10 protein-coding genes, 2 tRNA genes and 1 pseudogene are annotated in these 15,284 nt (G+C 63.9%); 9 read left to right on the top strand and 4 right to left on the bottom strand.

The window, feature by feature from the left end; genetic code table 11:
• Positions 1 to 91: 91 nt before the first annotated feature.
• From RBB46_RS15930 to RBB46_RS15905, 6 genes are all read left to right on the top strand, one after another.
• A complete protein-coding gene (locus RBB46_RS15930; protein ID WP_306030010.1) occupies positions 92 to 1,732 on the top strand; it encodes an ABC transporter substrate-binding protein in 1,641 nt (546 codons plus the stop codon).
• Positions 1,733 to 1,980: 248 nt separating this feature from the next.
• Positions 1,981 to 2,922 (top strand): ABC transporter permease, encoded by a 942-nt coding sequence (locus RBB46_RS15925; RefSeq protein WP_306030009.1) that lies wholly within the window; start codon positions 1,981 to 1,983, stop codon positions 2,920 to 2,922.
• A 57-nt stretch (positions 2,923 to 2,979) separates the two neighbouring features.
• Positions 2,980 to 3,864: an ABC transporter permease gene (locus RBB46_RS15920; RefSeq protein WP_306030008.1), complete on the top strand. Its 885-nt coding sequence runs from the start codon at positions 2,980 to 2,982 to the stop codon at positions 3,862 to 3,864.
• Positions 3,865 to 3,866: 2 nt separating this feature from the next.
• Positions 3,867 to 5,528 carry an ABC transporter ATP-binding protein gene (locus tag RBB46_RS15915; protein ID WP_306030007.1) on the top strand — a complete coding sequence of 554 codons (1,662 nt, stop codon included), beginning with the start codon at positions 3,867 to 3,869 and terminating at the stop codon, positions 5,526 to 5,528.
• Between the two features lie 34 nt (positions 5,529 to 5,562).
• Positions 5,563 to 6,726, top strand: coding sequence for a M20 aminoacylase family protein (locus RBB46_RS15910; protein WP_306030006.1), 1,164 nt, complete (start codon positions 5,563 to 5,565; stop codon positions 6,724 to 6,726).
• 42 nt (positions 6,727 to 6,768) lie between these two features.
• Positions 6,769 to 7,899, top strand: a complete 1,131-nt coding sequence (locus RBB46_RS15905) for a M20/M25/M40 family metallo-hydrolase (RefSeq protein ID WP_306030005.1) — start codon at positions 6,769 to 6,771, stop codon at positions 7,897 to 7,899.
• Positions 7,900 to 8,508: 609 nt separating this feature from the next.
• On the opposite strand, the gene RBB46_RS15900 is transcribed toward RBB46_RS15905, so the two are convergent.
• Complete coding sequence (locus RBB46_RS15900; RefSeq protein ID WP_306030004.1) at positions 8,509 to 9,003, bottom strand: hypothetical protein; 495 nt, start codon at positions 9,001 to 9,003, stop codon at positions 8,509 to 8,511.
• 178 nt (positions 9,004 to 9,181) lie between these two features.
• Between RBB46_RS15900 and RBB46_RS15895 the strand changes: the two genes are divergently transcribed.
• Positions 9,182 to 9,511 carry a YnfA family protein gene (locus tag RBB46_RS15895; protein ID WP_306030003.1) on the top strand — a complete coding sequence of 110 codons (330 nt, stop codon included), beginning with the start codon at positions 9,182 to 9,184 and terminating at the stop codon, positions 9,509 to 9,511.
• A gap of 302 nt (positions 9,512 to 9,813) precedes the next feature.
• On the opposite strand, the pseudogene RBB46_RS15890 reads toward RBB46_RS15895, so the two are convergent.
• The 3 genes and pseudogenes from RBB46_RS15890 to RBB46_RS15880 all read right to left on the bottom strand — a co-directional run.
• A pseudogene (locus RBB46_RS15890) lies at positions 9,814 to 10,280 on the bottom strand (transposase); the annotation flags it as partial.
• 151 nt (positions 10,281 to 10,431) lie between these two features.
• The gene (locus RBB46_RS15885; RefSeq protein ID WP_306030002.1) at positions 10,432 to 12,171 is read right to left on the bottom strand and encodes a DUF4403 family protein; all 1,740 of its coding nucleotides are present in this window, start codon (positions 12,169 to 12,171) and stop codon (positions 10,432 to 10,434) included.
• A 452-nt stretch (positions 12,172 to 12,623) separates the two neighbouring features.
• Positions 12,624 to 12,700: transfer RNA gene (locus RBB46_RS15880), tRNA-Pro, on the bottom strand.
• Positions 12,701 to 12,976: 276 nt separating this feature from the next.
• Between RBB46_RS15880 and RBB46_RS15875 the strand changes: the two genes are divergently transcribed.
• Both RBB46_RS15875 and RBB46_RS15870 read left to right on the top strand, forming a co-directional pair.
• Positions 12,977 to 13,051, top strand: a tRNA-Gln gene (locus RBB46_RS15875).
• Positions 13,052 to 13,372: 321 nt separating this feature from the next.
• Entirely contained in the window at positions 13,373 to 14,728 is a 1,356-nt protein-coding gene (locus RBB46_RS15870) for a globin-coupled sensor protein (RefSeq protein WP_306030001.1), read from the top strand.
• Positions 14,729 to 15,284 lie beyond the last annotated feature (556 nt).

Genomic DNA, 15,284 nt, shown 5'->3' with positions numbered 1-15,284 from the left:
GCGGGCATCCTGCAAACGTGCGCTGAAAGCCGGGCAACGATCCGGCCAAGAACGAAAAGAAACGACTGCCTTAACCAGAAAGGGAAGCACGATGCTGCATCTTGAAGACATTCGACACGACACCAGGACCACCCGGTCGTGGTCGGGCCGGGCCCGCACCGCGGTTGCCGGCATGCTCGCCGCCGCGCTGCTCGCGGGCACCGGCATGGTCTCGCCGGCCGTGGCCGAGGGCAAGACGATCACCGCCGTGATGCATTCGGGCCTGCGCGTCCTCGACCCGATCATCACCACCGCGCATATCTCGCGCAATCACGCCTACATGATCTATGACGTGCTCGTCGCCGTGGACGAGAACTTCAAGCCGCAGCCGCAGATGGCGGACTGGACCGTTTCCGACGACGGTCTCGTCTATACCTTCACCCTGCGCGACGGCCTCAAGTTCCATGACGGCGCGCCGGTCACCTCCGCCGATGCTATCGCCTCGCTGAAGCGCTGGGGCAAGCGCGATTCCGGCGGCCAGCTGATCTTCGACATCACCGAGAGCCTCGAGGCCAAGGACGACAAGACCTTCGCCTGGACGCTGAAGAGCCCGTTCCCGGCGCTCCTCGACACGGTTGGCAAGCAGTCTGCCCTGCCGCCCTTCATCATGCCCGAGCGCGTTGCCAGCGGTTCCGCCGACCAGGCGGTCACCGACTACACCGGATCGGGACCCTTCATCTTCGTCGAGGAAGAGTACCAGCCGGGCGTTTCGGTCACCTATCGCAAGAACGAGGACTATGTCCCGCGTGACGAGCCGGCGAGCTGGATGGCCGGCGGCAAGGTGGTCAAGGTCGACGAGGTCAAGTGGGTGACCATGCCGGACGCCCAGACCGCGATCAACGCGATCATGTCGGGCGAGATCGACTATATCGAGCAGGTGCAGATCGACCTTCTGCCGATCCTCGCCTCCAGCGAGGACGTGACGGTCGAGACCCGCGACGATCTCGGCTACCAGACCATCGGCCGGATGAACTTCAAGCACCCGCCCTTCGACAACAAGAAGGTCCGCCAGGCCGCGCAGATGGCGCTCAGCCAGGCCGACGTGCTCGGTACGCTGATCGGCAATCCGGACTACTACACGGTCTGCGGCGCGATCTTCGGCTGCGGGACGCCGCTCGCGGACGAGACCGGCGCCGAGACGCTGATCTCGGGCGGCGACGTCGAGGGCGCCAAGAAGCTGCTGGCGGAATCGGGCTATGACGGAACCCCGATCGTCCTGATGCAGCCGACGGACGTGGTCAGCCTGACCGCGCAGCCGGTGGTGGCCGCCCAGGCCATGCGCAATGCCGGCTTCAACGTCGACATGCAGCCGATGGACTGGCAGACGCTGGTGACGCGTCGCGCCAGCCAGGCGAAGCCCTCCGAGGGCGGCTGGAACATCTTCTTCACCAACTGGCTGGTGCCGGAGATCAACTCGCCCCTGATCAGCCCGATGCTCAACGGCCGCGGCGACGCGGCGTGGTTCGGCTGGCCGACGGACGAGACGATGGAGGCCCTGAAGGCCGAATTCATCGCCGCCGACACGCCGGAGAAGCAGAAGGAAGTGGCCTCGCGGATCCAGAAGCACACGCTCGACAACGTGCTCTACATTCCGCTTGGCCAGTATGCCTCGCCGCAGGCGCGCAGCAACAAGCTGACGGGCATGCTCGGCTCGCCGGTTCCGGTCTTCTGGAACGTCGAGAAGGCCGACTGAAACGCGCCATGACATGTTCCGTCCGGTTTCGCGCCGGACGGGACATGCCCGGATGAAAGGGCGGGGCGCGACGCGCCCTTGCGGCACCGGCGGGTTCGCCGGCCGGTGCCGCGTGCCCGCCGGACAGTGCGTCCGCCGCCCGACAGGCGCGCGCGACACCGAGCACAGATCTCAACCGGGGCACGGGATTCCAGGCGGGACATCGGCTCCCGCACGGCCCGCAACGCCTCAAAGGACAGCGCGATCCGATGCTAGGCTATATCCTCAGGCGAGTTCTCGCCGTCATTCCGGTGATGATCATCGTCGCCGTCTTCGTCTTCCTGCTGCTGCGGCTGACGCCCGGCGACCCGGCCGCCATCATCGCCGGCGACATGGCGACGCCCGCCCAGCTCGAGCGGATCCGCCAGTCGCTCGGTCTCTCCGATCCGCTGCATGTGCAGTTCCTGACCTGGGTCGGGCTGTTGATGAAGGGAGAGCTGGGCACCTCGCTGATCTCCAACACGCCGGTGACCCAGATGATCGGCCAGCGCATCTGGCCGACGGTCAACATCGCGGTGATGACCATCGTCTTGTCGGTGCTGATCGCCGTGCCGATGGGCGTGCTCGCCGCCTGGCGGCACCGCACTTGGGCCGATTACGCGGTGATGAGCTTTTCCGTGCTCGGTTTCTCGATCCCGGTCTTCGTCATCGGCTACATGTTCATCCAGGTCTTCTCCATCGAGCTGCGCTGGCTGCCGGTGCAGGGCTATACGGCGCCCTCGCAGGATTTCGGCAAGTTCCTTGCCCGCGCCATCCTGCCCTGCCTGACGCTGGCGACGATCTACGTGGCGCTGATCGCCCGCATGACCCGTGCCTCGATGCTTGAAGTGCTCGGCGAGGACTACATCCGCACCGCCCGGGCCAAGGGCGTGAAGGAGAAGATCGTCCTCTTCCGCCATGCGCTGCGCAACGCGGCGGTGCCGATCCTGACCATCATCGGCACCGGCTTCGCGCTGCTGATCGGCGGCGTCGTCGTCACCGAGAGCGTCTTCAACATTCCCGGCATCGGGCGGTTGACCGTCGACGCGATCCTGGCCCGCGACTACCCCGTCATCCAGGGCATGATCCTGCTGACCAGCGGCCTCTACGTCTTCATCAACCTGCTCATCGACCTGTCCTACACGCTGTTCGACCCGAGGATCCGCTACTGATGACCAGCCCGTATCCGATCCGACCCGGTCTCCGTGCCGCCCGCCGGAGGGCCGCCCATGCGCTCTGACACGCAACCGGCTTCCCGCCTGCAATGGCTCTTCGGCGCGCTCGCGCTGCCCGCCAACTGGCGGCTCGGCACCGGCCCGATGCTCGCCGCCATCGTGCTGGCGGTGATCGTCGTCGCCGCGCTGCTCGCACAGCTCATCGTGCCGCACGATCCGATGACGATGGACGCGGTGCAGCGCCTCAAGGGGCCGAGCGAGATGTATCCGCTGGGCACAGATGCCTATGGCCGCGACGTGCTCTCGCGCGTCGTCACCGGCGGCCAGGTGTCGCTCTTCATCGGCATCGGCGCGGCGGTGGTCAGCGTTCTGATCGGTCTCGTCATCGGCCTTGTCTCCGGCTTCTTCCGTATGGCCGACGCGATCATCATGCGGATCATGGACAGCCTGATGGCGATCCCCTCGATCCTGCTCGCCATCGCGCTTGTCGCGCTCAACGGCCCGAGCATCTGGTCGGTGATGGCGGCGATCACGATCCCCGAGATCCCGCGCGTGGTGCGGCTGGTGCGCTCGGTCGTGCTGTCGGCGCGCGAGGAACCCTATGTGGAGGCCGCGATCGCGCTCGGTTCCTCCATGCCCAAGATCCTGTGGCAGCACCTGATGCCCAACACGCTGGCGCCGCTCACGGTGCAGGGCACCTATATCTGCGCCTCGGCGATCCTGACGGAGGCGATCCTGTCCTTCCTCGGCGCCGGCGTTTCCACCGAGATCCCGACCTGGGGCAACATCATGGCCGAGGGCCGGGTCTACTTCCAGCTCAAGCCGTCGCTGATCTTCTGGCCCGGACTTCTGTTGTCGCTGTGCATCCTGTCGATCAACCTGCTCGGCGACACGGCCCGCGACCTGCTCGATCCGCGCCTGAAGAAGCGGGAGGGATGACCATGAAATTCAAGTCCCGCACATTCGACGACGTAGCCAGTGTCCTGGAAATCACCGACCTGAGCGTCCGTCTTGCCGGCAATGCGAGCGCCGATCCCGTTCTCGACAGCATCTCGCTGACCATCCGCCAGGGCGAGACGGTATGCCTTGTCGGCGAAAGCGGCTCCGGCAAGTCGGTGACCTCGCTGTCCGTCATGGGGCTCTTGCCGAAAGGCGCGCTGGAGGTGACCGGCGGGCGCATCGCGCTGGAGGGGCGCAACCTGCTGGAGCTCGGCCCCAACGCCATGCGCGACCTGCGCGCCAGCAAGATCTCGATGATCTTCCAGGAGCCGATGACCGCGCTCAACCCGGTGATGCGGGTCGGCGACCAGATCGAGGAAGTGCTCGACACCCACGCCAAGCTGCCGGCACGCGAGAAGAGGGCCCGCGTTCTCGACATCATGGAGCAGGTCCACCTGCCGGATGTCGAGCGCATCTACCGCTCCTATCCGCACCAGCTCTCCGGCGGCCAGCGCCAGCGCATCATGATCGCCATGGCGCTGATCCTGGAACCGCAGCTCCTGATCGCCGACGAGCCGACGACCGCGCTCGACGTCACCACCCAGCAGCAGATCCTCAGCCTCATTTCCGAGATGCAGGAAAAGCACGGCACGGCGGTTCTGTTCATCACCCATGACATGGGCGTGGTGGCGGAAATCGCCGACACCGTGCATGTGATGAAGCTCGGGCGGATCGTCGAACACGCGCCGGTGGAAAAGCTGCTGCGTGAACCGCGCGAGGACTATACCCGCGACCTGCTTCGCTCGGTGCCCAGCCTGACGCCGCGCGCCGCGCGCCCCGAGCCCGAGGGCGGGGCGGTGCTGACCGTCACCGCTCTGGAGAAGGTCTATGGCGGGCACGGCGTCTTTTCCCGGCGCGAGCCGACACGGGCGGCAAGCGAGGTCAGCTTCGAGATTCCGCGCGGCCGCACGCTCGGCATCGTCGGCGAGAGCGGCTCGGGAAAATCCACTGTCGCCCGCTGCATCATGCGGCTGATCGACCCGACCGGGGGCGATGTGCAGGTGGCCGGCATCGACATCGCGCGCCTGTCCCGGCGCGAACTCAGGCCGCACCGCAAGCATGTGCAGATCGTCTTCCAGGACCCGTTCCGCTCGCTCAATCCGCGCTGGACCATCGGCCGCAGCCTGATCGAGGGGCCGCTCAACAGCGGCACCGACAAGCAGGCGGCGCTGAAGCGGGCGGCCGAGCTGCTGGCCCTGGTGGGCTTGCCCGACGATGCGCTGGACCGCTACCCGCACCAGTTTTCCGGCGGCCAGCGCCAGCGCATCGCCATTGCCCGGGCCATCGCCATGGAGCCGGACGTGCTGGTTGCCGACGAGGCGGTCTCCGCGCTCGACGTCTCCGTGCAGGCGCAGGTGCTGCAGCTCCTCGACGAGCTGCAGGAAAAGCTCGGCATCGCCATCCTGTTCATCACCCACGACCTGCGCGTCGCCGCGCAGATCTGCGACGAGGTGGTGGTGATGCAGCATGGCCGCGTCGTCGAGCACGATGCCGCCGCCGCCGTCCTTGCCAGCCCCCGGCACGCCTATACCCGCGCTCTCATCGAGGCGGCTCCCGGCCGGTCCTGGGACTTCGCCAATTTCCGAGAACTGACGACCGCGTGACCCTGTCACCCCTTTTCGCATCTGGAGAAAACCCATGCCCGTCCTGCCGAAGATCGCCGCCTACGCCAGCGAACTGACCGACATCCGCCGCGACTTCCACGAGAACCCGGAGATCGGATTCGAGGAGGTACGCACGTCCGGCATCGTTGCCGAACTGCTGCGCAAATGGGGTGTCGACGAGGTCCATACAGGCATCGGCAAGACCGGCGTCGTCGGCATCGTCAAGGGCAAGCGGGAGGGATCGCGCTCCGTCGGCCTGCGCGCCGACATGGACGCACTGCCGATGGACGAGCTGACCAACCTGCCCTACGCCTCGAAGAACCCGGGCGCCTTCCACGGCTGCGGCCATGACAGCCACACCACGATGCTGCTCGGCGCGGCGCGCTACCTTGCCGAGACGCGCGACTTCGCCGGCCGTGTCGTGCTGATCTTCCAGCCGGCGGAGGAGGGGCTGGGCGGTGCCCGCGCCATGCTGGAGGAGGGGCTGTTCGAGAAGTTCCCCTGCGACGAGATCTACGGCATGCACAACAACCCGCTTGCTCCGCCGGAGACCTTCGGCGTCAAGCCGGGCGCGGCGATGGCGGGGGCCACCTTCTTCGACATCACCATCAACGGCGTCGGCAGCCACGGGGCGATGCCGCACCATGCGCGCGACCCGATCGTCATCGCCACCGCGCTGGTGCAGAACCTGCAGACCGTTATCAGCCGCAACGTTCCGGCGACCGAGCCGGCGGTCCTCTCCGTGACCCAGGTCCATTCCGGTTCGGCCTATAATGTCGTTCCGGACAAGGCGGTGATTTCCGGCACGATCCGCTATTTCTCCGACGAGGTCCGCGACCTCATCCACGACCGTGTCGGCAAGCTGTGCGCCGGCCTTGCCCAGTCCTACGAGGTCGAGATCGTTCCCGACCTGCGCCCGATCTTCGATGTGCTGATGAACGATGCCGATCTCGCCGAGGCTTACCGCGAGGCGGCCGGCGACATTGTCGGCCTTGAAAAGGCGACCGTGACGGAGGAACTGGTGACCGGCAGCGAGGACTTCGCCGACATGCTCAAGGTGGTCCCCGGCGCCTATTGCACGCTCGGCCACAAGGGCGACGTGCCGGTCCACAATCCCGGTTTCCTGCTCGACGACGACATGCTGCCGGTGGGCGCCAGCATCATGGCGCGCATTGCCGAGAAGCGTCTTTCCTTTTGATGCCTCCCCGAATTTCGTGAAACACCTTTCAGGAATCTCCCCATGAGCTATCTCGATCTGCCCTTTGACACCGATACGATGCTTGCCGGGCTGAAACCCTGGGTCGAGTGCGAGAGCCCGACCTTCGATGCGGCCGCCGTCGACCGGATGATGGATCTCGCCGCCTACGATCTCGCCGCCATCGGCGCCGAGATCGAGCGCATCCCCGGGCGCATGGGCTTTGGCGGCTCGTTGCGCGCGCGCATGCCGCACAGGGATTTCGGCAAGCCGGGCATCCTCGTTTCCGGTCATCTCGACACGGTGCATCCCGTTGGCACGCTGGAAAAGAACCCCTGGCGCGTCGAGAACGGGCTTTGCTACGGACCCGGCATCCAGGACATGAAGGGCGGCAACTACGTCACGGTCGAGGTGCTGCGCCAACTGACGCTGGCCGGCATCGAGACGCCGCTGCCTGTCACCGTGCTGTTCACGCCCGACGAGGAGGTCGGCACCCCCTCGACGCGCGAACTGATCGAGATGGAGGCGCGCAAGAACAAGATCGTGCTGGTGCCCGAGCCGGCCCATCACGACGGCTCCGCCGTCACCGGGCGCTTTGCCATTGCCCGCTTCAACATCCGCACCTCGGGCCGCCCCAGCCATGCCGGCTGGGCGCTGAAGGACGGCCGCTCGGCGATTGCCGCCATGGCGCGCAAGATCCTCGAGATCGAGGCGATGACCACCGAGGACTGCACCTTCTCCGTCGGCGTCATCCATGCCGGCCAGTGGGTCAACTGCGTCTCGTCCTTCTGCGACGCGGAAGTGCTGTCCATGGCCAAGCGCCAGCACGACCTCGACGAGGGCGTCAAGCGCATGCTGGCGCTCAGCGGCGAGGAGAACGACGTCGTCATCGAGGTGACGCGCGGCGTGACGCGGCCGGTCTGGGAGCCGGACGAAGGCACGCTCGCGGTCTACGAGACGGCCCGCGGCATTGCCGGGGAGATCGGCTTCGACCTCACCCATTGCAGCGCCGGCGGCGGCTCGGATGGCAACTTCACCGGCGCGCTCGGCATTCCGACGCTGGACTCGATCGGCGTGCGCGGCGCCGGCCTGCATACGCTCAACGAGCATATCGAGATCGCCAGCCTGACCGAGCGGGCAAAGCTCATCGCCGGGCTGATGCTGCGGCTGAAGTAACGGCGGCCGTCCTGAAGCTGGAGTTGCCGAAACCCCTTCCGGATCGGAAGGAGCTCGGCCACTCTCTCATTCTGCGGCACCCCGCGATCCACCGGCGTAGCGGCCACCGCCCCTGCGCCGGTTTTGTCTTGTGGCTTCTCGTTTCGCCATCCCGGGCAAGTGCAAGCGCGACCCGGGACCGGAGAGCCGAGGGCCTATGAGGCGCGCTCCGGGCCAAACCCGCACCCACCGTGCCTCCCGATACAGGATCTTCGGCCTTCGGCCTCGTCCGGGAAGACGCGAGGTGAGGGCGGAGCGCAGGAGTTACCTTCATACCCGTCATGCCGGACCGCGGGACGCGGCAGCGTCATCGCGTGATCCGGCATCCAGATATCTGTTGCGGGCGTAGCCCGCGCTTCCGATCAAGAAACAGGTTGCGCGCCTTCGGCGCGGCTTATGCGCTGGATTCCGGATCTGGCCATGCGGCTGCGCCGCAGGCCGTCCGGAATGACGTGAAAGTGGCCCACACCTCCGAACCCACCCCGGCCAAGCGCAAGCGCAGAGCCGGGGCCCATTGGCTGCCAGAGCGGCGGCGAGCTCGCGCTGGCCGAGCTCGCGCTTTCGAATGTGTCAGGGTTGAACGTCTTGCTTGCCGCAGGGTTGGACGACGATGTCGTAGGCCTCTCTCATGCGCGAGATGTCGAACGATGCCTCGATGAGGACGGTGTCCTTGTCGCGCATGACCACGTCAAGCGTCTGGCCCCCGACAATCTGATCCAGGAAGGGCTTGGCTGTGTCGGCATCCGGGAGCTCGAAAGTACGCTTGTTTTCACGGGCGGGCATGGACACGGAGTGAGGCGGTCCCCCGTCGATCCGGTACGTCACTTCGGCGGCATCTGCGTTGAAAATCCTGTCGCGCCCGATCCACAAACTTAGCGTGTCCATGATACAGGCCATGGCGAATATCGTGCGCTCGCCGCTTTCGGGCTTGCTCCGTAGCACTCCCATCGTGATCAGGGTCTCGGTCTGGTGCGGCCCGCCGTGGATCTCCCATTCCGCGCTCGCGGTGCTGCCTGTCTGCGCGTTGGCCGCGGCTATTGTGAGCGCCAGCGCGGCGAGTGCCATTCCCGGTCTTTGCATCGTGTTTCCTTGTTCGGTCCGCGTTCGGATCTCAGCACATCGGCGCATTGCCCGTCCATGTTTCCCGCTCCGTCGGGAAACAGAAGTGGGAACCGGCTGCTGCCATGCTTGATCGAACGGCGATGGGATGCCCTAAACGGGAGCGACGCAAAAAGGAACCGGCATGCAGACCATCATCCTCTACATTGCGGCAGCGCTGGCCGAGATCGCCGGTTGCTACGCCTTCTGGGCCTGGCTGCGGGCGGACAAGTCGCCTCTGTGGCTGGTGCCCGGCACGCTCTCGCTGGTCTTCTTCGCGGTGCTGCTTGCCCTGGTCGACAGCCCGGCCGCCGGGCGCACCTTCGCCGCCTATGGCGGTGTCTATATCGCGGCTTCGCTCGGCTGGCTGTGGCTCTTCGAGGGCCTGCGTCCCGATCGGTGGGACCTGATCGGCGCAACCCTCTGCCTTGCCGGCGCCGCCGTCATCATTGCCGGCCCGCGCGGGGCGGTGTGAGGGGCGCAGCCCTGTCAGGTCATCATCCGGGGCAGGGGGCGCCGAGGCAACGCCAACGGCGACGGCCCGGCCGTACCGCGAGACCGATACGTTCATGCCATGCAAATCGCCCGCATCGGACGTTTCCGGCCTGCCGCGCGCGATGGAGCGACGGCGCGCCCTAGGCGGCGCGGGATTCTGCTTCGGAACTGAACTCCACGGCAAGCTCCCGGTCGTTGCGGCGGACAACAGTGCCGCGCCGCGCGATGGTCGCGACGCTTACATGCGCTGCACTCGCGACGGCGGGCTGTATGTCGTCGGCTCCGGTCGGTGCTCTTGAAGCTCCGATAGATCGCAGTCACCAGGACCTCGTCGCGCCGGGAGCGGGCGCTTGGGCGTCGGTTGAGCCAGGTATGGAAGCCCGAGCGGGAGACATCCAGCGCATCGCACAGCCATGCCACCGGCCAGACGGTCCGGTGCTTCGCGATGAAAGCGAACCTCATATCGCTTCCCTCGCGAAGAAGGCTGCGGCCTTTTTTTGGATGTCACGCTCCGCCTTCAGCTTCGCGACTTCCTTGCGCAGCCGGTCAATCTCCTGCTGTTCCGGCTTCATCTGCCCATGGCCGGGAAACGCATGCTGCGGATCACCCGATAGCTCGCGCACCCATTTGCGCAGCACGTTCTCGTGGACATCAAGGCCGCGGGCAGCCTAGGCCACCGAAACGCCTCGATCCTTCACCAGCCTCACCGCCTCAAGCTTGAGCTCGCGGCTGAACTTCCTTCTCTGCATTCCAACTCTCCGGTTCCGTAAAACACCTTATCTCAGTGTCCACGAAACCGGCAGCAGGCCAATGGGTCGCTGCGGATCGTGGCGCGGGGCGCGCGCGAAGACGGCAAGGAACCGTTGGCCGAGTAAGCTAAGAACTACGTTCCGCTGGACATCACAGATTCGGTCTGAACTCGAACGAGCCTTTTCCTGTTGCCTTAGCGAGCACGTTAATGGCGCCCCCGCCAATCCAGATCGACATCGGCTCAATCTCGTCGACGGCTCCTCTGAAGATACCGGAAGAACTGTCATCCTCGAAACTGACCAGGTCCTCCTGCAGTCGCTTTAGCTCCCCACCGTAAGCCCAGACGGCCTTCTCTTCGATCTTGCTTTCGATACGGGAAGAAAGCAGCCAGTTGGCGAGCTTTGCGATCACGCGCTCTGAATCCACATCGAAACCAACATCGCGTAACCCTATCGTTCGGGTATCGGTATCTAGATGGGGAGTTGCCCAAGCATATAGCGTACCGACAACTTCACCTCCGTCACGCTCGGCCACGGAGAGGGAGATGACGAATTTGTCGGAGCTCTGGTAGAGGCCAACATCGGCGATCATATAAGGCTGATCCGGGTACTCAGTTTCGACAAAGGAGGACAGTTCCTTCGCCAGCTTTTCCCGTACTGGGGCTAGTGGCACACTCGCGCTTGCCGACAAAACGACCCCCTTTGGCAAATCGTCCTGTACCGCGAAGGCCAGAGGCACTCCCGTGGGTGCGTCTGGTGGCCGTGAGCCAATCACAATCCGCGGGCTGGCTTCAACGGCCACATCCAGAGTAAGGACGTTGGATTGGCCGGAACCGGTACCTGAGAACTGACTCGCCAACAATTTCTCTGGATTGATGCGAAGCCATGCATCGTTCTTCAGATCGATGGGTTTGCTGATGCTATTGGCAATCTTCTGGAGACGGTCTGCAAATTTCAGGTCGTCAGCAATTTGCTTGTCTAGTTGCTGGTTCAAAATTTTTAGAAATGGCTTCTTTAATACTTCCTTCAAGAGTTCCTTGTGGAGAAACAAGTTTGTATTCAACAGAGTCAAATCTGTGAGTTGAACCGCGCCGGGGATGCAAAGATGCTTCGTATCCAGATTAAACCGTGTGATCTCGATGTCGACTGAAGCATCTCCCTGCACTGTTGTTCTGACAGTCATATCAAGTCCGAGTTTGATGTCACACTTCAGCGCTCCCTTCACCTTCATTGAAGCACTAAGCACGCCCTGCTTGATGTCGACAGATACGGTCGTATCGACGACGCCGGACACAGTCAGGTCCCGGCCATGAGCCTCGACGTCGAACTGACGAAGCCAACCTGCATAGTTAAACCAGACGGACGTTGGTAGCAGGCAGTCCTTGATCGTGGCGGGAACGACTACGTGTGACTCGATTACTTCCTTGATCTCGGGCCAACACTGCTGGACATCGCGGACACATGGAACATAGACGGTTTCCGTGATTGTCCGGAAACAGTCCCAAATCCTGAAGTTCCTGAAACAACGCTCCTTGATGCGCTTTTCAATTGATTTCGGACAACTGGATGTCACCTGTTTAACTGCGCAACCGGCGGCTTTGTACGGTGTGACAATCACTTTTTCGATCACTGCCGGAATGTCTTCTTCGGCGCCGATATCAGCGCTGATTTCATCTGTTCGCCCGTTGAAGATGGGGCCGACAGATGCGCGTTGAAGCACAGCCTCTTCGATCATCGATGTCTTGATGGAGAGCGGTACATGCGCATAGGAGGCCGGAATTGAAATACTTGGTTCGTTGGCCTGCGTCTCGGGTGGCGCTTTGGCGTCCCAGTTGTCGCATCCAGTCAAAAAGAGAGTGGCCAGTAAGCATATTGAAGAAAACCTGCTCATCGCAACCTCCTCAATTATATATATAAATATTTGAAAAAATACCACGACAATTATCTTTAATCTATAATAAATTGCATTGAGTGACAATGCAGCCAAAATGCGAGTGGCGGATGTTCAAGCTGCATTGCTGTCGGTCACTTAGAGACACGGAGCTCGTTCCGAACCCGACTTTGCTCCATGCGCCGTCGTTGATGCGCGCGAGCTGCGTGGCTTCTTCCTCCGGCGTCATGGTGCCGTGACGCCCCAGGTCGTCGAGTAATCGCCGCACCGGCTGAGGGGGCCTTGCGGTTGCAGTGGCCCCTTGCCGACGACGCGCTACGGATCGTGGCGCGCGGCCCGAGGGCGGACGGGTAGGGGCTGGGGATATGCGTTTCAGGGCGTATTTGTCGGGATAACTGTCGGGCTAGCCCTGTGACAGGGAAGCGCAACTCATCTAAGTATCTGAATTTGTTTGGTCGGAGTGGCAGGATTTGAACCTGCGACCCCCTCGTCCCGAACGAGGTGCGCTACCAGGCTGCGCTACACTCCGAATCCATGCGCCGAAACACCGCGAGACGGTGGGCGACGAGCGTTTGACCGGGTCGGGTGTCCGGCGCTCGTCGATGGCGTGGCGGGTTCATATCACCCGGATGGGGGCTCCGCAACCCTGTCGTTGCATCGCATTTTCACGTGCCTGTGGATGAGCTTGTCGCCAAGGCCGGATTGTGCCTGCACCCACGGTCCGCCTGTTGAAACAAGCATGCTGAAGGGCCAACGCCCCGCTTGCGCGGCGCGGGCGCGCTCGCTATACAGGCCGCCAGCAAATTGGGGCGTCGCCAAGTGGTAAGGCAGCGGCTTTTGGTGCCGCCATTCGCAGGTTCGAATCCTGCCGCCCCAGCCAGCCCGCCGATCAGGCCGGCCTGGCATGTCGGCGCCTGCGCACGGCCGATGATGTCTCCCTGCAAAAAATCATTTCTTTTGAGGCTCAGGCGCTCCTGCCAGGCGAGGGCAGGCGCAGGGGCAAAAATCCGCAGGCGCGATCTCCTGCCCTGCGATCCAGTCTAGTATAAATTACTTATTATATCGGCTCTCTAATATTTGGCTTTGCTAAACTGTAGAATCATGCCTTTATTAAAAGAATTATTTTCATTAGTACTTTGGAAACCGACTCCATCCAGCGTCGACGCAGCGTCATGTAACGAGGATGGCACCGATGTCGGGCATGGATTCAGCACACACGATGGAACGGCTGGCGTTTGCCAGGATCGAGGACGAAGCCCGGGTGCAGTTGCGCGCGCTGTGGAAGATCGTTGAGCCTGAGCTGGATCGCATCCTGTCGCGGTTCTACGTGCATCTGGCCCACCAGCCGACGCTGAAGGCCCTGCTCGGCGATCGTCAGGCATCTCTGGAATCGGCGCAGAAAAAGCACTGGCAGCGCCTGTTCGCCGCCAAGTTCGACGATGAGTATGTCAGCAGCATCGACCGCATCGGCCGCGCCCACAGCCGGATCGGCCTGGAGCCGCGCTGGTATATCGCCGGCTATCAGTACGTCCTCAACGAGTTGGTCGAGGTTGTCATTCGCCGCTATCGGCTGTCGCCGGCCAAGGCGACGGCGGCCGTCCAGGCGCTGAACAAGGCGGTGCTGCTGGATCTCGACTTTGCCATCTCCACCTACCAGCAGATCCTGATGGAAGCCCAGGAGGCGCAAACGCGTGGCCTGAGCGATGCCATCGATCGCTTCAAGACGAAGGTCGAGGTGTCGTTGCAGACGGTCGACACGACGGCCGACAAGATGCAGTCGCAGGCCGGCACCCTGTCGTCGGTGGCAAGCGCCGCCTCCCAGGAGGCGGTCTCCGCCTCGGCGGCATCGGAGCAGACCTCGGTCAGCGTCCAGACGGTTGCCTCGGCGGCGGAGGAGCTGTCCTCCTCGATCGAGGAGATCGGCCGGCAGATCACCGGCGCCTCGGACGTGGCGCGCCGGGCCAACGTGGTCACCGAAAGCGTTTCGAGGGAAGTCGGCCAGCTGTCCACCAACGCCCAGAAGATTGGCGACGTGATCGGCCTGATCCAGGCGATTGCCGAGCAGACCAACCTCCTGGCGCTGAACGCGACCATCGAGGCGGCCCGCGCGGGCGATGCCGGCCGCGGCTTCGCGATCGTCGCTCAGGAGGTGAAGCAACTCGCCAGCCAGACGTCGAAGGCGACAGAGGACATCGCCAAGCAGATTGCCGAGGTCCAGGGGGCGACCACCCGCGCGGTGGACACGATCGGCTCCATCGCCTCGACGGTCGGCGAGATCGACACGCTGACGGCTGCCATCGCGGCTGCGGTCGAGGAGCAGGGTGCGGCGACGCGCGAGATTTCCATGAACGTCCAGCACGCGGCGCAAGGCACGCTGACGCTGACCCGCAATGTCGGCGGCGTCAACGACGCCATCGAGAAGACCGAGCACGCAGCCCAGGACTTCCTCCAGGTGTCGGGGTCGTTGCGCAGCCAGTCCTCGCAGATTTCCGAACAGGTGCGGGACTTCTTCGCCGAGATCCGCACCTGCGGGCAGGAACGACGCAAGAAGGCCTGATCCGTTTCCCCGGTCTGCGGCCTGACGCTGCTCCGGCGGAAAGCCCGGAGGCACATCCGGGACTGCACCATGCCTGCCAACTCAAGGCCGGTGCCGGCAAGGCTCCGGCCTTTCTTTGTCTTCGGGCGCGGGAGCCGGGTCACGGGCAAAGAAAAACCGCCCATCCGCGTGCAGGCGCGAATGGGCGGCATTCTTCGTGAAACCCTCTGGACTATGCCTGTATGAATTTCCTGCTGCCGCCAGGCCTATGATTTTGACGCTCAGGCGCCGAAAAACCGTTGGGCGCGATCGCGAATGCGGCGATCGGCCGAAGACTGTCGCAAGCCGTCCCGAGGCCCCAACCACGCGTCCGGCGAAGCGGTCGCCGAAAAATGGGCCGGATCGGGTTATGGACCCGGCCCAGTTGGGTCACGTGCGATCCGAAGCCTGAAAACAAGCCTGGATTGTCCGCATGTGTCTCGCATCACCTGTCCGGAGGGGCGAACCTCCGGTTCGATACGGCGATGCCGTTCGAAAAGGTGCCGCGAGGGCACTCCTGAAACGCCTGCCGCGCACC

The sequence above is a fragment of the Stappia sp. MMSF_3263 genome, from assembly GCF_030733745.1.
Lineage (GTDB): Bacteria > Pseudomonadota > Alphaproteobacteria > Rhizobiales > Stappiaceae > Stappia.
This window is presented reverse-complemented; position numbering and strand designations above follow the sequence as displayed.

Bases quoted from the DNA above. Each gene is read 5' to 3' on its own strand.
- RBB46_RS15930 (WP_306030010.1), top strand. From the start codon at position 92: ATGCTGCATCTTGAAGACATTCGACACGACACCAGGACCACCCGGTCG.
- RBB46_RS15925 (WP_306030009.1), top strand. From the start codon at position 1,981: ATGCTAGGCTATATCCTCAGGCGAGTTCTCGCCGTCATTCCGGTGATG.
- RBB46_RS15920 (WP_306030008.1), top strand. From the start codon at position 2,980: ATGCGCTCTGACACGCAACCGGCTTCCCGCCTGCAATGGCTCTTCGGC.
- RBB46_RS15915 (WP_306030007.1), top strand. From the start codon at position 3,867: ATGAAATTCAAGTCCCGCACATTCGACGACGTAGCCAGTGTCCTGGAA.
- RBB46_RS15910 (WP_306030006.1), top strand. From the start codon at position 5,563: ATGCCCGTCCTGCCGAAGATCGCCGCCTACGCCAGCGAACTGACCGAC.
- RBB46_RS15905 (WP_306030005.1), top strand. From the start codon at position 6,769: ATGAGCTATCTCGATCTGCCCTTTGACACCGATACGATGCTTGCCGGG.
- RBB46_RS15900 (WP_306030004.1), bottom strand. From the start codon at position 9,003: ATGGCACTCGCCGCGCTGGCGCTCACAATAGCCGCGGCCAACGCGCAG.
- RBB46_RS15895 (WP_306030003.1), top strand. From the start codon at position 9,182: ATGCAGACCATCATCCTCTACATTGCGGCAGCGCTGGCCGAGATCGCC.
- RBB46_RS15885 (WP_306030002.1), bottom strand. From the start codon at position 12,171: ATGAGCAGGTTTTCTTCAATATGCTTACTGGCCACTCTCTTTTTGACT.
- RBB46_RS15870 (WP_306030001.1), top strand. From the start codon at position 13,373: ATGGATTCAGCACACACGATGGAACGGCTGGCGTTTGCCAGGATCGAG.